This is a genomic window from Pseudoalteromonas sp. MQS005 (genome assembly GCF_001661605.1).
GTDB lineage: Bacteria > Pseudomonadota > Gammaproteobacteria > Enterobacterales > Alteromonadaceae > Pseudoalteromonas > Pseudoalteromonas tetraodonis.
On sequence record NZ_LYRQ01000002.1, the window covers coordinates 1 to 19478 of the forward strand.

The window sequence follows — 19478 nt, forward strand, 5'->3', positions numbered from 1 at the left end:
TATTAATTCCTGTAAGCCAAGCTCGATTTTTTAAGTACTCATTTCAGCACTAAAACCTAATAATAATTAATAAAAAAGGTCGCTCTGCGACCTTTTTATACTTATGAATTATCTAAACAACACATCTTCACGGTTAAACCATTTCACACAAAATGCCAGTAGTGCCCCAGCGATGAGTGCTGTTGCTAGGAATATCAATCCAACCAGCGTGTAATCAACGGTGCCTTTAACAATTTCTTTAATCGCTAAGGCGACGTTAGTTACCGGAATAAACGCCGTTTTCGAGGTCAGTTCCATGTTAGGCATTATTGAAATAATAATCGGGAAAAACACGACCATACTTAATGGCGTCATGTAATTTTGCGCTTCTTTAAACGAGCGTGCATAGATTGATATTGCCAGAGCTAATGCAGAAAAGGTTGCAGCTATAGGCAATAATAAGACAAAAATCATCAGTAAGTCTGTGATAGCCAATGTACTAAAAGCGGCTTTGATAAATTCAAGATCAGCAAAAGCCAGCGCTAAGGCTATCCAACACCCCATACTAATAACGGTTATCGTGGTTGATGCAATTGACGTAGTGAGTAGAGTAATGAATTTACCCAATACTAGCTCGGTACGAGTAATAGGTGTAAGTAATAAAGTTTCTAAGGTACCTCGTTCTTTTTCACCGGCCCCTAAATCAATAGCTGGATACGTTGCGCCTACCAGTACTAACGGAATAAGTAGATAAGGTAAAAACCCACCCACTTTTTCACCTAGGTTTTCGCGCTTATCGGCAGTGTCTACTTTAACTACATTAACTGGCTTTAAAATAGATTCTTGTGCGCTTTTATCTATACCAAAGCTCAATAATTTACTTTCTTGTAAAGTATCGCTGTACTCTTTAGCAAGCTCTTTGACACGCTCAAATAAGAAGTTAATTGATTTTGAATCATTAAATACAACTTGCCATTCGCTTTGCTGTTGCTCATTTAATGTTTGCACTGCATCACTTGGCAGGTATATTCCCATATCGATATCGCCGGCGTTTACACCAGCTTTTAGCTCCTCAACACTGTTGAAGGTTTTATCACCTTTATATATTTCAAAGCTTTTGTGATAAAACACTTTATCAGTAAATTCTGGTGCATAGTCGCCATTGATAATCACATAGGTATTTACTTTTTGTTCAGCATCAAGCGCAGCTTGCGAGGATATAAACGCAACCACAGCAAATAACAACGGGAAAACCACAATAGGAAATACCACCACGAACAATAAAGTTTTTTTATCGCGTAGTAGCTCTGTTAATTCCTTTTTAAATACTTCAAACATCATGTTTCTCCGTTAATATGTTCATAAACGCTTGGTTTAATTCTTCGCTGTTACCCGCTTGTTTAAATTCAGCAAGCGTGCCATCAAAACAACTAACGCCTTCATTAATTACCGCAACGCGGTCACATAAAAGCGCAACTTCATCTAAATGATGCGTAGAAAAAATAACAGGAGTACCTTGTGCCTTTAAGCCTTTAATAAAGTTAATCACCGTTTGGGTGGTCATAATATCGAGGCCGGTAGTTGGCTCATCGAGAATAACAACGTCTGGGTGATGTACCACAGCACGCGCAATGTTGGCTTTTTGCTTCATGCCGGTTGATAGGTTCTCAGCGCGTTTATCAATAAATTTATGCATATCGAGTAAGGTAAATAATTCTTCACAGCGTGCCTTAATAGCCTGCTTGCTCATGCCATGTAGCTTTGCAAAATATTCGATATTTTCTTTTACCGTTAAACGGCCATATAAACCAGTAGAGCCGGATAAAAAACCAATACACTTGCGCCCAATGAGTGGCTTTTTAATTATGTCGTTTCCTGCAATAGTAATACTGCCATCATCAGGTTTTAAAGCGGTAGAGATCATTCTTAATGTCGTGGTTTTGCCCGCGCCATTCGGTCCTAATAGCCCTAGTACTTCGCCTTTTGCACAGCTAAAGCTGACATTTTTAACCGAGTGAAAATAATCTTTATCTTCACGGGGGTCTATATCATCTATTTTATTTTTTTTATGATCTTTAGTGAGCTTAAATTTCTTTTTAAGCGCGGTAACTTCTATCATTTTCGTGTCCTTCGTTTCGGTCTAAAATAGTCCGTGTTATCGTAAAATGATGGATTGTTATTCTCATCACACCAACCAGGAACACCTAATAAAGGTAAAGGTGAAAGCTGTTTGTTATCGGCTAAACAATCATCAGTTTTAATCATCTCATAAAGGCGCTGATCTAGGTACTGGTATTGAGTTACTAAATCTTTACAAAATATTTCATCCGGTACATTTACAAATAAGGCTTTGCCAGTCAGTCCAATATAAGGTTTGGTTAACATTTCATAATTAGCATGGCCAAACATGAAAGGCGCAATGGTTTTACCCCACTGTACTTTGTGCTCTACAAATGCAGTTTTCCATTGATGATCTCTTAACCACTCTTTCCACTGTGATTCGCTGACAGCTAGCACAACCCCACACTCGTCAAACAAGGTCAGTGCGTTACGGTGTTTACTTCGTTGTTTTAATCCATGCAACGCTATTTCATGAACATGACGCTGATTAATAAGGGCTTTTGTTTTTGGAAATAAGCACCAAATAAAACCACCAAACAGATCATGCCAGTTTTGTTGTCGGGTGGGCACGTCCCCTGTTTCAAAAATGACTTGTTCATAATAGCGCTCAGCAAAATCAACCTTGGCATCATCGACAAAACGAATTGGCAGATTATTAGCATTGATGGCGTTTAAATACGGGGTAAAGTACGCAGGCTCAGGCCAGTCTGTTTGCTGATCTATTTTAAACAGCTGACGAAGGTGCTCAAATGCACCTCCATTTATACTCGTTACTTGAAATTGTTCTGGGGGAGTAAAACGCTTCATTGTTACCTTTACTGTACATTTTTATCAGCAACAGTTTACCGCATAAACTGGTTCTAATTAACAGAAGTTCATATACTAATGCCACTTAGAACAAAAAAGAGCCAATATGAAACGTTATTTTTCTTTGACCCTAATAACAACGGCAATTTTAGCCGGCTGTGCAACAACAAGTATTACATCTGATGATGTCGCTAAAGGCTACAACAGCATTCAAGCGGATGAAATTGCTAAGCATGTAAAAGTGTTAGCTTCTGATGAATTTGGTGGACGTGCTCCTTCATCTGAAGGTGAAAAGCTTACGCTTGATTACTTAACAAAAGAATTTACTGCTTTAGGCTTTGAGCCGGGTAATGGCGACAGCTTTTTCCAAGAAGTGCCGCTTGTATCGTTAGAAGCAGACTCTGATATGGTGCTTAATATTGGCGGTAAAGACTACCAATACAAAAAAGACATGGTTATGGGTAGTAGCCGTATTAGTGCGCAAGAAGGAATTGAAAACTCGGAGCTTGTATTTGTGGGCTACGGTGTTAACGCACCTGAATATAACTGGAATGATTACGAAGGCCTAGATGTTAAAGGTAAAACCGTTGTTATGCTGGTAAACGATCCGGGTTTTGCAACTAAAGATCCTGCTTTATTCACCGGCGATGCAATGACCTATTACGGGCGTTGGACTTACAAATACGAAGAAGCAAGCCGTCAAGGTGCTGCAGGCGCTATTATTATTCATGAAACTGCTCCAGCGTCTTACCCTTGGTCTGTGGTTGAGAACTCATGGAGTGGCGAGCAATTTGGTTTCGTAAAAGAAAACAATAATATGGACCGTGTTGCTGTTGAAGGTTGGGTTACTGTTGATGTAGCAAAAGAACTTTTTTCTAAAGCAGGCCTTGATTTTGAAACCGCCAAAGCAAACGCTGCCAAAGGTGCTTACCATGTTGATATGGGCGATTTAACAGCCACTGTGAATGTAAAGAACACCATCAAAAAATCGGTATCTTATAACTTTATTGCCACTCTTCCTGGTAGTAAAACACCCGATGAGCATATTATTTACTCTGCGCATTGGGATCATTTAGGAACGGATAAAAGCCGTAAAGGCGATCAAATTTATAACGGCGCACACGATAACGCAACAGGTACAGCCGGTATGATAGAAGTTGCCGAAGCCTTTACCAAACTAGGTAAACGCCCTGACCGTTCAATGACCTTTTTAGCGGTAACCGCTGAAGAGCAAGGTTTATTAGGCTCGAAATATTATGCCGCGAATCCAGTTATTCCAGCTAATAAAACCGTTGCAAATATTAATATGGACAGCTTAAACCTATTAGGTAAAGTAAAAGATATTAGTGTGGTGGGTATTGGTAAATCACAAATGGATGAGCTATTAGCAACTGCGGCCAAAGAGCAAGGCAGAACAGTATCGGGCGACCCTAAACCATCTTCAGGTGGCTACTACCGCTCAGATCACTTTGCCTTTGCTAATATGGGTGTTCCTGCCATGTATGCCGGTGGCGGTACACAAGCGTTTGACGATGAAACTGCAAATTACCGTAAGCGTATGAGCTTAGTACTGCGTGGTTGTTACCATCAACCTTGTGATAGATACCGCGATGAGTGGGATTTATCAGGTGCGGTTCAAGATTTACAATTATTTTATAAAGTAGGTTTTGATATTTCACAACAAACTCAGTGGCCTACGTGGAATGAAAACTCAGAGTTTCAACGTAAAAAGTAACTACTGCGGCAACACTTAAATGATATTGGTTATCATTTAACAAAATAGTACAGTGCGATCTCATTCTTTAATTAGGTCGTACTGTATGTTTTTAACATCCCATTTAGGAGTTATTTCGCCAGCTGCAAAACGTGTTTTTCATCAAAATAAACGCCTAATTTTACCTCTGTTAATTTTAGTCTGTTTAGCCCTGCCCGATTTACGCACCATAACAATTACTGCACTCAGTGATGCTTTTTTTCAAGTGAGTGTGTTTGTTGCTGCGACCTTATTTATTTACTACTACGCGATTGATCATTTACCCCAACTAGAGCTTCGTTACCTAAATGCTAAGTCACCGGTATTAGAGGTCAGCTTTGCTGCTTTTTTAGGCATGTTACCAGGCTGTGGTGGCGCGATTATTGTGGTGACTCAATTTACAAAAGGCCAAGCTAGCTTTGGCGCAATTGTGGCTGTATTAACGGCGACTATGGGTGATGCCGCGTTTTTATTATTAGCGACTCGCCCTACCGAGGGTTTAACCATCATGGCAATAGGGTTTGTGGTTGGTTCTGTAACGGGTTTAATCGTCAACACACTTCATAAAACAGGCTACTTATGCCCAACTGATCAAAAGCACACACCACAGATTACCCTTTTACCGACGAAGATAATTACGCTCAGTAAGCCTATTTGGTACATCGCTATTATTCCGGGGTTACTCATTGCCTTTTTACTCGCTTTTAATATTGATTTGAGCCAATTTGGGCAGTACACCACATTCACTGTTACTCATTTTGGCGCATTAATGGCGTTGTTTGTCGTATTTATGTGGGCGTTATCTTCAAAAGGTGAAAGCTATAAAGAAGTAACCTCAGAAGATGATATATGCAGTCCACCTTCAAAACTCACAAAAGTACTGCAAGATACTCATTTTGTAACCGCGTGGGTGGTTGCCTCCTTTATATTATTTGAACTACTGGTAACAGTGTTTGGCCTTGACTTAAAAACATGGTTTTTAAATTATGCTTATATGGCCCCGCTCATAGCGGTATTAATTGGTTTTTTACCTGGCTGTGGCCCGCAAATAATTGTTACCACTTTATATATTCAAGGGGTTATTCCGTTTAGCGCATTAGCGGCCAATGCCATTTCCAACGATGGCGATGCGCTTTTCCCAGCCATTGCCATGACACCTAAAGCGGCTATTATTGCTACAATTTATACCGCCATACCGGCATTAATGGTTGGTTATGGCCTGTATTTTCTGAGCTAAATCAGTCTAGCTTTTATTTATTTAGTTATAAAAAAACCAGCTAGTTGCTGGTTTTTTAATTTATAAATGAATATAAAGACTTAGCGCATAGCCATCATCATTTTAGCTGGCTGCTCTAAGTATTCTTTCCATAAATTATTAAAGCGCGCGATAGTGCCGCCATCAATTACACGGTGATCCCCTGACCAACTTACTTGCATAATTGCACGCGATACCACTTGCCCTTGCTCGTCAAAGCGCGGAAGGTGCTGTAATTTACCTAAGGCAACAATCGCCACTTCTGGCTTATTAATAATTGGTGTAGCTATAGTGCCACCAATTGCACCAATATTAGAAATACTAATAGTACCGCCTTTTAAATCATCTGGTGCTACGCGGCCTTCTCGAGCTGAGTCAGTTAATTGCGTTAAATTATTAGCCACCTCTACAATACTCTTAGTTTGGCAGGCTTTAATATTTGGTACTAATAAGCCCACTTTAGAGTCCACTGCAACCCCAATATTGTGATCATCATAGTAGGTAATTTCACTGCAATCATCATTTACTTTTGAGTTAAGTACCGGGAATTCAGTCATTGCCAAAGATAATGCCTTAATAAAAAACGGCATCATCGTAAGTTTAACGCCCTGTGCTTTATATTGCTCTTTAAGATCAGTTCGAAGTGCAATTAAATCAGTTAGATCAATTTCGTCACTGTAAGTAAAGTGCGGAATCGTTGAAACTGAAGCCACCATTTGTTTTGCCATGGCCGCTTTAATGCCTTTAATTACTTCTGTTCGCGTTCCACCCGCGCTAGTTGCGTGTTCAGTACTACGAGTGTTTTTACTCTGAGTCGTTTGTGGCTTGTTAAGCTCAGAGGTATCCATGCCAGATGGCACTTCATTTTTTATAAACGCCTCAATATCTTGTTTATAAATACGGCCATTTTTACCACTACCTGGTACGCAGGTTAAATCAACGTCAAGCTCACGCGCTTTACGCCTAACCGCCGGTGATGCAACCGCTTTTTCGTTAACTATTGCAGTTTGCGTTTGCTTAGCAGGTGCGTCTGACGTTGCGTTACTTTGTGCTTTTACAACTGCTTGGTTAACATCAACGTCTTCTTTTGCGACTTGCCCTGCAACCGTCATTTGAAATAATGGGCTATGCACCTTTGCAATTTCACCTTTTTGATAATACAGCTTTTGCACTGTACCGGTGTATTTAGCCGGTATTTGTACTAATGCTTTATCGGTCATTACATCACAAACGGCTTGGTCTTCTTCTATTTCATCGCCCTCTGCCACTAACCATTCAACAATTTCACACTCAACAATACCTTCACCAATGTCGGGTAAAATAAAGTCTTCTAAGTGTTCACGAGTACTTGTTGGTGAAGAAGCTGTTTGAGTCTCTTCACTAGGCGCTTCACCGGCAACATCCATTGCAAATAACGGCGCATGTACTTTAGCAATATCGCCTTTTTTACAATGCAGCTTAGTGATCACCCCATCGTGTACCGCTGGAATTTGCACTAAGGCTTTATCTGTCATCACATCACAAATAGGCTGATCTTCTTTTACAGTGTCGCCTTCTTGTACCAGCCATTCGACTACTTCGCATTCAACTATGCCTTCACCAATGTCGGGTAATATAAAATCTTTAGCCATGGAAACCCCTAAAAGTTCACTGATTGTTTAATTGCGGCCATTACTTTTAATGCATCTGGAACATATTCTTTTTCGAGCGCCAGCGGGTATGGCGTATCTAAACCACACACACGTAAAATAGGCGACTCTAAATGCAGAAAACACTCTTGAGCGATGGTTGCGGCTATTTCTGCGCCAAAACCGTTAGTAATAGGTGCTTCATGACTAACAATAAGACGGCCTGTTTTAGTCACTGATTTAGCAATCGTTTCAACATCCCATGGTAAAATACTGCGAAGGTCAATCACTTCACAGCTAATGCCCTGTTCACTGGCTTGCTTTGCCGCTGCTTCTATAATTTCCATTTGTGCACCCCACGCTAATAAAGTAACGTCAGTACCCTCTTGAACCACTTCAGCTTTACCAAGTTCAATGCTGTAATCTTCTTCAGGCACTTCACCAGTTGAAGCGCGGTATAAACGTTTGGGCTCAAAAAATAGCACTGGGTTGTCGTCTTTAATACACCCACGCAGTAAGCCTTTAGCTTGGTACGGGTTACGCGGCACGACAATTTTTAACCCTGGCGTGTGAGCAAAGTACGCTTCTGGCGATTGCGAGTGATACAAACCACCAGCAATACCGCCACCGTAAGGTGTACGAATCGTTAGATTACCCACATTAAACTCATTACCACTACGATAACGAAACTTAGCCGATTCATTCACTATTTGGTCAAACGCAGGAAAGATGTAATCAGCAAATTGAATCTCTGCCAATGCAGGTGCACCAAAGGCTGCCAAACCATTTGCAAAGCCTAAAATACCTTGCTCTGTGAGCGGGGTATTGAATACGCGATGCTTACCGTACTTTTCTTGTAACCCTGATGTCGCTCTAAAAACACCGCCAAAATAACCCACGTCTTCACCAAAAATACACGCTTGAGGATGTTCATTCATGGTGATATCTAAAGCAGAATTAATTGCATGTAGCATGTTCATTTTAGCCATTACTTAATTCTCCCTGCTGTTGTTGGGTAAGCGTCTGGATGTGCTTTTATATGCGTTTTAAGTTCATCATATTGACGTTGTAAAGATGGAATTGGCGTATCGTAAACATCTGAAATTAGCTCTTCTAACGCCGGCTTATCAATTACTTCAGCGCGTTTTAGTGCCGCTAAAATATCATCACGAATTGTTTCTTTCGCTTTGATATCTTCTGCGTCATCTAACCAATTTTGTTTTACTAACCACTTTCTAAAGCGCTCAATTGGGCATGTTTTATAGTTTGCTTCTTCATCTTTTGAACGGTAACCGCTTGGATCATCTGATGTTGAATGCGCACCTAAACGATACGCTATCGATTCAATTAATACCGGTTCACCTTGTGTTGCAGCAATTTCGCGGGCTTTTTTAGTAGCCGCGTAGACGGCGAGCGCATCACTGCCATCAACACGAATGGTTTTAATACCATAACCCACACCACGCGATGCAATCCCATCGCCTTTAAATTGCTCATCGGCTGGGGTTGAAATAGCATAACCATTGTTACGTGCAAAAAAGATAACCGGTGCTTTATGTACTGCAGCCATATTTAAGCCTGCATGAAAGTCACCTTCTGAGGCAGCCCCTTCACCAAAATAACAAATAGTAACGTTATCAATAGTACTTGCTAGTTCACCTGTTTTAGCATCAATGTGTTTTACTTTTTGACCATATGCGTAACCCGTAGCCTGTGGAATTTGTGTTCCCAAAGGTGATGAAATGGTCATGTAGTTAAGTGCTTTAGAGCCATAATGGATCGGCATTTGACGGCCTTTACCTAAATCTAATTCATTAGAAAACATTTGGTTCATAAATTGATCAAGGGTAAAACCACGATAGTGTAAGGCTGCTTGTTCACGATATTGCGCCATGATCATGTCATCTTGATCAAGGGCTGCAGCAGAGGCTGTTACCGCCGCTTCTTCCCCTAAACACTGCATGTAAAAGCTAACACGCCCTTGGCGTTGAGCACCCTGCATACGTTCATCCAATAAACGAATAAAACGCATGGTTTCGTATAATTTAATAGCGGTGTGTTTAGAAATATCAGGTGCAGGAGCACTAGGATGAATGTCGCCGTCCTCAGTTAAAATACTCAGGGTTGGAATATTAAGTGCGTGGCCGTCAATAAACTCAAGCTCATGATTAATATTCAGCGATACGTTATTGGGATTACTCATAACCTACCTTCTTTTGTTGTCGGTATCACAGCGCCCCTTTGGATTATTATTATGGGTGATAGTTGCTGAATAAACTTTGCAACATCTGCACTGTATTTAATTAAAGCTGCCAACACTTTACGTTAACGTAAAGTGTTATTCAACAAAACTGTGACCAAAGAAAAGTAAATAATGAGCAAAAAACTGGCAAGTTAACTATACATAAAATTAACCACTTATTAATCAGTTGGTTAAACTTTCATAACAAGTGGTCTGATGTGTTGATTTAGCTAAAGCGGCTATCCACTTGCATAGGGACTACCGTGAGTAATGCACGTTGCCCAATGGCAACCTGTGCGTTAGGAAAAATAATTGCTTCCCCTTCTACGTCGGCATATATGGCATTATCGCCATCGGTGGCTAAAAGCTCACCCTTTGCAAACCCTGTAAAATTCTCGGCATCGTCAGAAAACGGAAAACTAAAGTTTTGCTCTGTGCGGTTAATAGTACGATGAACAGAAAACAACTCAAAGTCGCTTGCATTAAATTCTGGGTATTTTACTTCTTTTTGGCTAATTAATGCAGTTAGAGTTTGTTTTGTTTTTGCAAAGCGTGACATGTCGTTTTCACCAAAGGGTTTCACTTGCCCAAGCTCTACAGTAAATGAGTCAGCCCCATGCACAAACGACGAATAGTAGCTAAACGTGGTAGCAGGCGACTTCATCATCAATACTGTATTTACACCACAGCTTAATAAGAACTGCAGTTGCGACTTTTTCCAAGGCTTGCCATGTAAGAATGGGTAAACAGCAAATTTTTCGTTTTTAGAACCGCGAATAGCGGTATGTAAATCATAATGACAGCGATACGTACCCTGCTCTGAACGCGCATAAAAATCGCTAACATATTGCTCAAGTTTATCAGCACGAACACGTTCGTCGTTCATCGCTATGCCATCAACAGTGTGGTGGCCGTTAAACAAGCGGTTTAAGTTCTCTTCTACAAATCGTTTACCAATATTAATTGACTGAGGATTACCAAAAATAAATAAAACACGTTGTTGTAATTCAAGTTGCTCACTAATAATGTGTTTAATGAGTTCATCGCAAATTTCAATGGGGGCTGTCTCATTGCCATGAATGGCACTGGATAGCACCACATTTTTTGACGTTATACAATCAGGTTCAAACTCAATCACTCCGGTATCGTGTATGGTAACCTGAGTATTGTTATTAAGCGTAAATTGACCTGCCTCTAAATGCCATTCATGGTTTCGCGAAAGCGTTAAAAAATCACCATCTTGTTTTAATTGATTAATATATTCTGCAGTGGCTGACATAACGATAAAAGCCCTTTTATTTTAAATTATAGATACAAAAACGGCTGATAAAATCAGCCGTTTTTAGTTGTAATTGCATATTAGCTAATCACTGAATCAACCAGTTTTTTAGCTTCTTTTTCTAATAAGGCTAAGTGCTCTTCGCCTTTAAATGATTCTAAGTAAATTTTATAAATATCTTCCGTACCTGACGGACGCGCCGCAAACCAGCCGCTTTCAGTTACCACTTTTAGCCCACCAATAGCTGCATTATTACCTGGCGCATGAGTTAGCTTTTGTAAAATAGGCTCACCCGCTAAGGTATCTGCTTTTACGTCATCAGCACTGAGTGCTTTTAATCGCGACTTTTGCTCAGGCGTTGCTGGCGCATCTAGGCGTTTATAAAGTGGCGCACCAAATTCTTGCTCTAGTTCTTTATACAGCGCAGACGGTGTTTTACCTGTAACTGCAAGAATTTCAGCGGCGAGTAAGCCCATGATAAAGCCATCTTTATCTGTACACCAAACCGTGCCATCAAAACGTAAGAAAGCCGCACCAGCGCTTTCTTCACCACCAAAGGCCAATTTGCCTTTGTTTAAACCCTCAACAAACCATTTAAAGCCAACGGGTACTTCTTTTACTTTACGCTTGTTGCGCTCAGTTACCTTGTCAATCATTGAGCTAGAAACAAGGGTTTTACCGATTTCAACACTGGCATCCCAATCACGATGCGTTAGTAAATAGTCAATCGCTACGGCTAAAAAGTGATTAGGATTCATTAACCCATCTGGTGTTACTATACCGTGACGGTCATAATCAGGGTCATTACCAATCGATAAATCAAAATCATCTTTAAGGGCAATTAAATTAGCCATTGAATAAGGTGATGAGCAATCCATACGAATTTTGCCATCTTTATCAAGCGGCATAAATGCAAAACGTGGATCAACACTGTCATTAACGACCGTTAAATCTAAATTATATTTTTGCGCAATCACTGGCCAAAAGTTAATGCCTGAGCCACCTAATGGATCAATACCAATCTTGATGCCTGCATCGCTAATCGCTTTTAAATTAATAATGTTTTTTAAATCATCAATATAAGGCGTCATTAAATCTTCGTAGCGAATAAAACCAGAACGTGAAGCTTTAGCAAAAGGAAACAGTTCTACTTCAACTAAGTCTTCTAATAATAATTGATTGGCTCTGTCTTCAATCCATTTTGTAACGTCTGTATCTGCAGGACCGCCATTGGGCGGGTTATATTTAAAACCGCCATCTTCTGGTGGATTATGAGATGGAGTCACTACAATGCCATCGGCAAGCTCGTTAGGATGATTTTTATTATAACTAACAATAGCATGGCTAATAACTGGCGTTGGAGTAAAGTCACCATTTTCTTGGGTGATCACTTGCACTTCATTAGCAACCAACACTTCTATTGCTGAGTTAAAGGCCGCCTCGCTCAGTGCGTGGGTATCTTTACCTAAAAATAACGGACCAAATATATCGTTCTGTTTTCTGTAATCACAAATAGCTTGGGTAATTGATAATATGTGCGATTCGTTAAATTTTACATCGTAGGCACAGCCTCGATGCCCTGAGGTGCCAAATGCAACACAATGCTCGGGGTTTTGCTCTAAGTCAGGCTCATTTAAATAATACGCAGACACTAACTTTGGTACATTCACTAAAGCCGATTGTGGTGCAGTTTTACCTGCGCCGGAATGAATTGCCATGGTCTTTCCTTAAAGATAATCACGAATTTTTTCAGCTTGCTCATTGCTATAGCCTAAGCTAAGTGCAACTTCATGCAGCATCATTTTTTTACGAGTAGTATTTGAATTTGTCATCACCCAATATTCACTGTCGGTGATGTTTTTAGGGTTCATACTACTGCCGCTATTCACTAAGTCTTCTTTACTGGTCGCGAAGTAAACACGATCTCGACCTTTAATATCTAGCACCGCAGAGAAGTCTGTTTTGTGCGTTCGGTAAAATGCACTTAATATAAATAAGAAACGACCAACAACACCTTTTTGCATTGCCAGCTCTTCTTTATTTAAAATGTTAAATACGTTCGCATTCTTTTTATTTACCGGCGGTTTTGCCACTTGGGTTGGCTGTTCAACGTCTGCTATAGGTTGTTCTAGTGATGAATTAGACACACTAACGGTTTCATTTTTATGATCAGTGTCTAATTTAGTGGTGTTAATTTTTTCGCCGTTGAGATTTAATAAACGACGTAAAATAGTGGATGCACTCTCACCAATACTCTGTGTATTGCTTGCAATGTACTGATATAACTCGTCGTCTATGTCGATTTGTTTCATGTTCTTCCTGTCATTACGGGTCACATTTTTCTTTCGATATGATTATACCCAAATCACCTCAAGATGCGAGTTTCAGTTGGAATTAAAAGCGATTTAGGCAAGGCATTGATTGCAAACAATAGTCGTTCTATTGCTAAAACCAATAACGCAGTATAAATCGCTTTTAAACCAACCCTCTGGGCGTTTCACAGGAACTTACTCTCATCGTTGTTAATTTTTAAAAGGGATCACCATTGTTGCAAACTAACGCCTTGATATTAAGCCCCGGTGAAACGCTGAATTCTGTATCTTGTGATGGTTTGGGTATATACCCAATCCAGTTAGAAATGCGAGTTACAACCCACGCGCCCCTAAACATAATAGTAATTAATAATGACCAAATAATCAGGAAGCTAGGTATTTTTGAGTCCAACATACAAATAATATCTGTATTTTTTGCTTTTTAGGGTAATGCTCGGCAAACTATGCGCAAAATTGAAGGAGACGTCTATGCAATTAAATTACAAACAAATTGGTCAAGGTCCAAATGTTATTTTGATCCATGGACTGTTTGGCTCTTTAGAAAACCTTAATGTGATTGCAAAGCCATTAAGCGAGCATTTTTGTGTAACCAACGTTGATTTACGTAATCATGGCCTTTCGCCCCACAGCGATGAAATGGATTATACTGCAATGGCTAATGACGTTGTTGAATTAATGACGGCATTAAACATACAAAAAGCGCATCTGGTTGGGCACTCTATGGGCGGCAAAGTGGCGATGCAAATAGCACTGAGCCATACTGATTTAGTCGATAAACTAGTGGTTCTTGATATTGCGCCTGTGAGCTACCCTGCGCGCCATACCCAAATACTTGAGGCTTTAAATGCAGTAAAAAATGCAGATATTAGTGATAGAAAGCAAGCTGATTTAGTAATGCAACCGTATATAGAGGAGATAGGTGTACGTCAGTTTTTATTAAAAAGCTTATATAAAAATGATGATGGGCACTTTGTTTGGCGCTTTAATTTACCTGTGCTCGATGATAAATATTCAACTATTACAGCAAACATTAATGCAAATAATTCTTGTTTGTGCGAAACTCTGTTTATTAAAGGTAATGACTCTGACTACATTTTAACCGAGCATCGCGAAGCGATTAATGCGCTGTTTACAAACGTCAGTGCAAAAATCATTCATGGTGCGGGTCATTGGTTACATGCCCAAAAACCACAGGCTGTAAACAAAGCAATCAATGATTTTTTAACTGCAGTTTAATGTTATTTTTATGGCGTGTTTTTGATTTATCACACTAAATAATTAAAGATTTATGTGCTATAGTACGCGCCGTTTAATTTAAAGGTTATACGTCGATGGTCAGTCAGTTTATTAACGAATTTGATACCTTAGGGTTGTATTTTGGCTTAGCAGGTATTTTTATTTTTATCGGCTTGGCAATTAAAGACGTACTGAAAAGCGGCAATGTGCCTAAATTTGGTCGTTATATTGTGTGGCTGGTACTCTTTTTAGGTTGCTCTGGCTTTATTGCCAAAGGACTTATTCAGGTATTTTGGCAAGGTGCGGGTGTAGGTTAAGCATGGCCAAGTCAGAAACAGATAGAACAACGCTTGATTTATTTGAATACGAGAAACGTCCAGGTAGACCTAAAACTAATCCCCTTCCTCGGGATATGCAGTTAAAGGTTAATAAACGTAATCAAATAAAAAGAGATAAGGCACGTGGTTTAAAGCGTGTTGAATTTAAAGTTTCGTCACAGCTGTATCAGGCACTGAGTGATATGGCAGATGCACAAAATATTAGCCGCAGTGCGTTGATCGAAACAATTTTACAAGAAAGATTGGCTATTGATAGATAAAAGGTTTAAATCCATGGCAAGTGTAGGCATTTTTTTCGGAAGTGACACAGGTAACACAGAACACGTAGCAAAAATGATCCAAAAAGAATTGGGTAAAAAGCTCGTTGCTGTGCATGACATTGCAAAAAGCTCTAAAGAAGAGATTGCTGAGTTTGATCTGATCTTATTCGGTATTCCAACTTGGTATTATGGTGAAGCACAATGTGATTGGGATGATTTCTTTCCTGAGCTTGAAGAAGTAAGCTTTGAAGGTAAACTAGTGGCTATTTTTGGCTGTGGCGACCAAGAAGACTATGCAGAATACTTCTTAGATGCTATGGGCATGATCAACGATATCGTAACAGAACGTGGCGCTATTGTTGTTGGCCATTGGCCAACAGACAGTTATGATTTTGAAGCATCAAAAGGCATGGCTGATGACAAACATTTTGTTGGTTTAGGTATTGATGAAGACCGTCAGCCAGAATTGACTGAGCAGCGTGTTAAGCAGTGGTGTGCTCAGGTATATGATGAAATGTGCTTAAGTGAGTTAGCAGATTAATCCCCCCCTTTTAAATGCTAACTGTTTAAAATATTATCAAACAGTTAGCATTTTTCGCGTTAATATTGATATAGATCAATTGTTCTTTGCACTTCCTGCTAAGGCACGTTATCCTAACTGTTATTGTGACGAGTACATCTTGCAAGATGTCTAGTATAACTAAATAAAATTGAGACAGATTTAATGACTGATCATAACTTGGAACTTAAAAAAGCCGGGCTAAAGGTAACTTTACCGCGTATTAAAATTTTAGAGATTCTTCAATCTCCAGATAACCAACACATAAGCGCTGAAGATGTTTACAAGGTTTTATTAGATCTAGGCGAAGAAATTGGTCTTGCGACTGTTTACCGTGTTTTAAACCAATTTGATGATGCAGGAATTGTAAGCCGTCACCACTTTGAAGGCGGTAAGTCAGTATTTGAACTTTCTGGCAGCACTCACCATGACCACTTAGTGTGTTTAAAATGTGGCAAGGTTGTTGAGTTTGAAGATGATTTAATTGAACGTCGTCAACTTGAAATAGCTGAAGAAAACGGTATTAAGCTGACCAATCACTCTCTTTACCTATATGGCGAATGTGAAGATAAAGACGCGTGTAAAGCGTTTGCGCAAAGCAATAGTTAAAAGCCTATTTAGTTTAATAAAAAAAAACCTGCGATTAAGCAGGTTTTTTTATAACTAAAAAATAGAGCAGTATTATTTGTGCTCTATTTTAGCCCACGAATCACGTAAGCCTACCGTTTGGTTAAATACCACGTTTTCTGATTTAGTATCACGTGAGAAATAACCGGTACGCTCAAACTGAAAACCTTGTGCAGGTACAGAATTAGCCAATGAAGGTTCAAGTTTAGCATTAGAAATAACCACTAATGAGTCTGGGTTTAACGTGCTTTCAAAGTCCTCTGCGGCTGCAGGGTTAGGCACACTGAATAAACGGTCATATAAACGTACTTCAGCTGTCACTGACTCAGGCGCAGATACCCAATGAATAACCCCTTTTACTTTACGACCATCGCTTGGATTTTTACCCAATGTTTCAGGATCGTAAGTACAGTAAATAGTTGTAATTTCACCATTGTCGTCTTTTTCAACACGCTCTGCCTTAATCACATAAGCACCACGTAAGCGTACTTCTTTATCAAGCACTAAACGTTTAAACTTATTGTTCGCTTCTTCACGGAAATCTTCGCGTTCGATAAAAATTTCACGCGTGAAAGGCACTTCACGGCGACCCATTTCTTCTTTATTTGGGTGATTAGCCACAGAAAGCGTTTCTACTTTATCGGCATCATAATTCTCAATCACAATTTTCACTGGATCAAGAACAGCCATAGCACGCGGAGCATTTTCGTTTAAGTCATCACGGATACACGCTTCAAGCATACCCATTTCAACCATATTTTCTTGCTTGGTAATACCGATACGCTGACAAAATTCACGAACAGATGCTGGTGTATAACCACGACGACGCAGACCCGCAATGGTTGGCATACGCGGATCATCCCACCCTTCTACGTGCTTATTAACCACTAAGTCATTAAGCTTACGCTTTGACATAATTGTGTATTCAAGGTTTAAACGTGAAAACTCAATTTGTTGCGGGTGACATTCAAGGCTGATGTTATCCAATACCCAGTCATATAAACGACGGTTATCTTGGAACTCTAGCGTACATAATGAATGAGTAATGCCTTCAAGTGCATCAGAAATACAATGCGTGAAGTCGTACATTGGGTAAATGCACCACTTATCCGCTGTTTGATGATGATTAGCAAAACGTATACGGTATATAATTGGATCGCGCAGCACCATAAATGAGCTGGCCATATCTATTTTAGCGCGAAGGACACATTCACCTTCTTTAAATTCACCGTTACGCATTTTTTCAAATAATGCGAGGTTTTCTTCAGGTGATGTTTCGCGGTATGGGCTGTTATTACCAGGCTCTTTTAATGTACCACGGTATTCGCGAGCTTGATCTGCAGTTAAGAAACAAACATACGCTAAGCCTTTATTAATAAGCTCTACCGCATAACCATAAAGTAGATCAAAATAGTTTGACGAATACTTAATCTCACCATCCCAATTAAACCCTAACCACTGTACGTCTTCTTTAATTGAATTAACGTAGTTAATATCTTCTTTTTCTGGGTTTGTATCGTCAAAACGAAGGTTACATAAACCGTTATAGTCTTTGGCGATACCAAAATTTAGGCAAATTGATTTTGCATGGCCAATATGTAAAAAGCCATTAGGTTCAGGTGGAAAACGGGTATGCGTTGTGGCATGTTTTCCACTTGCTAAATCTTCATCAATTCGGGTTCTAATAAAGTTATTTGGGCGATTCTCGATTTCCGCCATAGGATTATAAACCTCTGTATATTGCGTGATAACAAAACTACTGCATTATTACAAAAACCAACCTTAACATACAGTAATAGATGCGGGTTTATGCAGTTATTACCAAAGTTTGTTAGATAAGGGATAGTTTATGAGCAAAATTTGTTTTAGCGCAATATTAAAGTCATTAAAGCGATTTATAGTAAACGAATAACCCCAACTTAAAGGAACGAAGATGGCCTCATTAAATCAACACCGCATATATATTCCAAGTAATGCACGTGCAAATCATTACTTATTAGCCGAAATTACACCTAATGAAGATTTTTATAAAAACTTCAGTAATATTAATGCTTGCTATGAACGAATTGCGCGTCAGTTATTTGCATCATGTGATGAATATGAACTGCATAATGTCCATTTACTCGCAAATGATAAACTCCCCGTGGTGAGATTTCATGATGAGTCTTACCAACTTGAAACCGATAAGCAAATGTTGTTTTTTTATAACCCTCGTTACCATGAAGCGCATAAACTTCATCACACAGAAAATCAGCAAAGTAAAAAAATACGCCTATTGTTTTTAGCTACTGGTGAAGATATACGTGCCCACTCTGCGCAATTTCATACCAATGTACAAAAAGTATTGAGTCATTTACAAGATCAGTTATTCTTAGACCAGCCAAGCTTTAAGCTGCGCGATCATCAACATTTAACCTATGATTTATTCGCTAAAGAAAAAGGTAATAAAGAAAGCTATGGATATAAACTAAGAAGTTTATACCCTCGTTATCAATCCAGACAATGCGCAATACCTAGTAGCCATGCTGAAATGACTTACGTCACCTTCTCTATTCCCGTGTCACGTAATATTAAAACGCAATTTCAAACACAAATTAATAGCCATACTTATAAACCGTTTTATAACCACTTTTTGCAGTTATTTACTCAACTTTGTGAAGATAACAAACTCACCCATGCAGCGATGGTTGCCAATGGGGCAATGCCAATAATTCGTAATAGTGAAGTAGATAGAAATGAGGGAAATGGTGAGTTACAAAAAATTAGTTTTGATATAGAAGATTCAGCGCCACAAATGAAAGTATTTTTTGATGAAAATAAACTCGTAGAGACGCTGCATTTTGTGATTGTTGCCGCCGCGCATAATAAACATGAGATTGGCTATGGTCGCTTTATGAATCAAGTAGAGAAAACCGTTCATGCATTCTGTGATGAATTAGCTATTAATAAGCAGCGCCAAGATTTATCTCTGCGATTTTTTCAACATATTAGTTACCCGTTTTAAGATTAAGGGCAATACGCTCTAGCCATACATAAAAAAGGCTCGCAATTGCGAGCCTTT

The 19478-nt window shown here is 39.4% G+C and carries 18 protein-coding genes; 8 read left to right on the forward strand and 10 right to left on the reverse strand.

Going from position 1 to position 19478, the window contains the following annotated elements; translation table 11 throughout:
• Positions 1-108 precede the first annotated feature (108 nt).
• Genes A9479_RS01095 through A9479_RS01105 form a run of 3 tightly spaced genes read right to left on the reverse strand, consistent with a single transcriptional unit; the run spans position 109 to position 2907 of the window.
• Positions 109-1317 carry an ABC transporter permease gene (locus A9479_RS01095; protein WP_064662488.1) on the reverse strand — a complete coding sequence of 403 codons (1209 nt, stop codon included), beginning with the start codon at positions 1315-1317 and terminating at the stop codon, positions 109-111.
• Positions 1310-2098 (reverse strand): ABC transporter ATP-binding protein, encoded by a 789-nt coding sequence (locus tag A9479_RS01100; RefSeq protein WP_033103409.1) that lies wholly within the window; start codon positions 2096-2098, stop codon positions 1310-1312. The genes A9479_RS01095 and A9479_RS01100 overlap by 8 nt, the downstream gene beginning before the upstream one ends.
• Positions 2095-2907 (reverse strand): DUF3025 domain-containing protein, encoded by an 813-nt coding sequence (locus tag A9479_RS01105; RefSeq protein WP_064662489.1) that lies wholly within the window; start codon positions 2905-2907, stop codon positions 2095-2097. Before A9479_RS01105 ends, A9479_RS01100 begins: the two co-directional genes overlap by 4 nt.
• Before the next feature lie 106 nt (positions 2908-3013).
• On the opposite strand from A9479_RS01105, the gene A9479_RS01110 reads away from it, so the two are divergent.
• Both A9479_RS01110 and A9479_RS01115 read left to right on the forward strand, forming a co-directional pair.
• Positions 3014-4642 (forward strand): M28 family metallopeptidase, encoded by a 1629-nt coding sequence (locus tag A9479_RS01110; RefSeq protein WP_064662490.1) that lies wholly within the window; start codon positions 3014-3016, stop codon positions 4640-4642.
• An 85-nt stretch (positions 4643-4727) separates the two neighbouring features.
• Positions 4728-5897: a putative manganese transporter gene (locus tag A9479_RS01115; protein ID WP_013464997.1), complete on the forward strand. Its 1170-nt coding sequence runs from the start codon at positions 4728-4730 to the stop codon at positions 5895-5897.
• An 80-nt stretch (positions 5898-5977) separates the two neighbouring features.
• On the opposite strand, the gene A9479_RS01120 is transcribed toward A9479_RS01115, so the two are convergent.
• From A9479_RS01120 to seqA, 6 genes are all read right to left on the reverse strand, one after another.
• Positions 5978-7546 carry a dihydrolipoyllysine-residue acetyltransferase gene (locus A9479_RS01120; RefSeq protein WP_058154663.1) on the reverse strand — a complete coding sequence of 523 codons (1569 nt, stop codon included), beginning with the start codon at positions 7544-7546 and terminating at the stop codon, positions 5978-5980.
• A gap of 8 nt (positions 7547-7554) precedes the next feature.
• Positions 7555-8532, reverse strand: coding sequence for an alpha-ketoacid dehydrogenase subunit beta (locus A9479_RS01125; RefSeq protein ID WP_064662491.1), 978 nt, complete (start codon positions 8530-8532; stop codon positions 7555-7557).
• Positions 8532-9746, reverse strand: coding sequence for a thiamine pyrophosphate-dependent dehydrogenase E1 component subunit alpha (locus A9479_RS01130; protein WP_064662492.1), 1215 nt, complete (start codon positions 9744-9746; stop codon positions 8532-8534). Before A9479_RS01130 ends, A9479_RS01125 begins: the two co-directional genes overlap by 1 nt.
• A 265-nt stretch (positions 9747-10011) precedes the next feature.
• Positions 10012-11064 (reverse strand): succinylglutamate desuccinylase, encoded by a 1053-nt coding sequence (gene astE, locus A9479_RS01135; RefSeq protein WP_064662493.1) that lies wholly within the window; start codon positions 11062-11064, stop codon positions 10012-10014.
• A gap of 80 nt (positions 11065-11144) precedes the next feature.
• A complete protein-coding gene (pgm, locus tag A9479_RS01140; protein WP_013465002.1) occupies positions 11145-12782 on the reverse strand; it encodes a phosphoglucomutase (alpha-D-glucose-1,6-bisphosphate-dependent) in 1638 nt (545 codons plus the stop codon).
• 9 nt (positions 12783-12791) lie between these two features.
• Positions 12792-13376 carry a replication initiation negative regulator SeqA gene (seqA, locus tag A9479_RS01145; protein ID WP_008113782.1) on the reverse strand — a complete coding sequence of 195 codons (585 nt, stop codon included), beginning with the start codon at positions 13374-13376 and terminating at the stop codon, positions 12792-12794.
• A 489-nt stretch (positions 13377-13865) separates the two neighbouring features.
• Between seqA and A9479_RS01150 the strand changes: the two genes are divergently transcribed.
• From A9479_RS01150 to fur, 5 genes are all read left to right on the forward strand, one after another.
• A complete protein-coding gene (locus A9479_RS01150) occupies positions 13866-14633 on the forward strand; it encodes an alpha/beta fold hydrolase (RefSeq protein WP_064662494.1) in 768 nt (255 codons plus the stop codon).
• A gap of 95 nt (positions 14634-14728) precedes the next feature.
• Positions 14729-14950: a DUF2788 domain-containing protein gene (locus A9479_RS01155; protein ID WP_008113777.1), complete on the forward strand. Its 222-nt coding sequence runs from the start codon at positions 14729-14731 to the stop codon at positions 14948-14950.
• Positions 14951-14952: 2 nt separating this feature from the next.
• Entirely contained in the window at positions 14953-15231 is a 279-nt protein-coding gene (ybfE, locus tag A9479_RS01160; RefSeq protein WP_008113775.1) for a LexA regulated protein, read from the forward strand.
• A gap of 13 nt (positions 15232-15244) precedes the next feature.
• Positions 15245-15772, forward strand: coding sequence for a flavodoxin FldA (fldA, locus tag A9479_RS01165; protein WP_008113772.1), 528 nt, complete (start codon positions 15245-15247; stop codon positions 15770-15772).
• A 183-nt stretch (positions 15773-15955) separates the two neighbouring features.
• The gene (gene fur, locus A9479_RS01170) at positions 15956-16399 is read left to right on the forward strand and encodes a ferric iron uptake transcriptional regulator (protein ID WP_013465004.1); all 444 of its coding nucleotides are present in this window, start codon (positions 15956-15958) and stop codon (positions 16397-16399) included.
• A gap of 72 nt (positions 16400-16471) precedes the next feature.
• Here fur and glnS read toward each other — a convergent pair whose 3' ends face one another.
• On the reverse strand, positions 16472-18136 hold the full coding sequence (gene glnS, locus A9479_RS01175) for a glutamine--tRNA ligase (protein ID WP_064662495.1): 1665 nt from the start codon (positions 18134-18136) through the stop codon (positions 16472-16474).
• Positions 18137-18350: 214 nt separating this feature from the next.
• On the opposite strand from glnS, the gene A9479_RS01180 reads away from it, so the two are divergent.
• Complete coding sequence (locus A9479_RS01180) at positions 18351-19421, forward strand: DUF3083 family protein (RefSeq protein ID WP_028835190.1); 1071 nt, start codon at positions 18351-18353, stop codon at positions 19419-19421.
• Positions 19422-19478 lie beyond the last annotated feature (57 nt).

Excerpts from the sequence above, each read along its gene's own strand:
- A9479_RS01095 (WP_064662488.1), bottom strand. The coding sequence starts at position 1,317 with ATGTTTGAAGTATTTAAAAAGGAATTAACAGAGCTACTACGCGATAAA.
- A9479_RS01100 (WP_033103409.1), bottom strand. The coding sequence starts at position 2,098 with ATGATAGAAGTTACCGCGCTTAAAAAGAAATTTAAGCTCACTAAAGAT.
- A9479_RS01105 (WP_064662489.1), bottom strand. The coding sequence starts at position 2,907 with ATGAAGCGTTTTACTCCCCCAGAACAATTTCAAGTAACGAGTATAAAT.
- A9479_RS01110 (WP_064662490.1), top strand. The coding sequence starts at position 3,014 with ATGAAACGTTATTTTTCTTTGACCCTAATAACAACGGCAATTTTAGCC.
- A9479_RS01115 (WP_013464997.1), top strand. The coding sequence starts at position 4,728 with ATGTTTTTAACATCCCATTTAGGAGTTATTTCGCCAGCTGCAAAACGT.
- A9479_RS01120 (WP_058154663.1), bottom strand. The coding sequence starts at position 7,546 with ATGGCTAAAGATTTTATATTACCCGACATTGGTGAAGGCATAGTTGAA.
- A9479_RS01125 (WP_064662491.1), bottom strand. The coding sequence starts at position 8,532 with ATGGCTAAAATGAACATGCTACATGCAATTAATTCTGCTTTAGATATC.
- A9479_RS01130 (WP_064662492.1), bottom strand. The coding sequence starts at position 9,746 with ATGAGTAATCCCAATAACGTATCGCTGAATATTAATCATGAGCTTGAG.
- astE (WP_064662493.1), bottom strand. The coding sequence starts at position 11,064 with ATGTCAGCCACTGCAGAATATATTAATCAATTAAAACAAGATGGTGAT.
- pgm (WP_013465002.1), bottom strand. The coding sequence starts at position 12,782 with ATGGCAATTCATTCCGGCGCAGGTAAAACTGCACCACAATCGGCTTTA.
- seqA (WP_008113782.1), bottom strand. The coding sequence starts at position 13,376 with ATGAAACAAATCGACATAGACGACGAGTTATATCAGTACATTGCAAGC.
- A9479_RS01150 (WP_064662494.1), top strand. The coding sequence starts at position 13,866 with ATGCAATTAAATTACAAACAAATTGGTCAAGGTCCAAATGTTATTTTG.
- A9479_RS01155 (WP_008113777.1), top strand. The coding sequence starts at position 14,729 with ATGGTCAGTCAGTTTATTAACGAATTTGATACCTTAGGGTTGTATTTT.
- ybfE (WP_008113775.1), top strand. The coding sequence starts at position 14,953 with ATGGCCAAGTCAGAAACAGATAGAACAACGCTTGATTTATTTGAATAC.
- fldA (WP_008113772.1), top strand. The coding sequence starts at position 15,245 with ATGGCAAGTGTAGGCATTTTTTTCGGAAGTGACACAGGTAACACAGAA.
- fur (WP_013465004.1), top strand. The coding sequence starts at position 15,956 with ATGACTGATCATAACTTGGAACTTAAAAAAGCCGGGCTAAAGGTAACT.
- glnS (WP_064662495.1), bottom strand. The coding sequence starts at position 18,136 with ATGGCGGAAATCGAGAATCGCCCAAATAACTTTATTAGAACCCGAATT.
- A9479_RS01180 (WP_028835190.1), top strand. The coding sequence starts at position 18,351 with ATGGCCTCATTAAATCAACACCGCATATATATTCCAAGTAATGCACGT.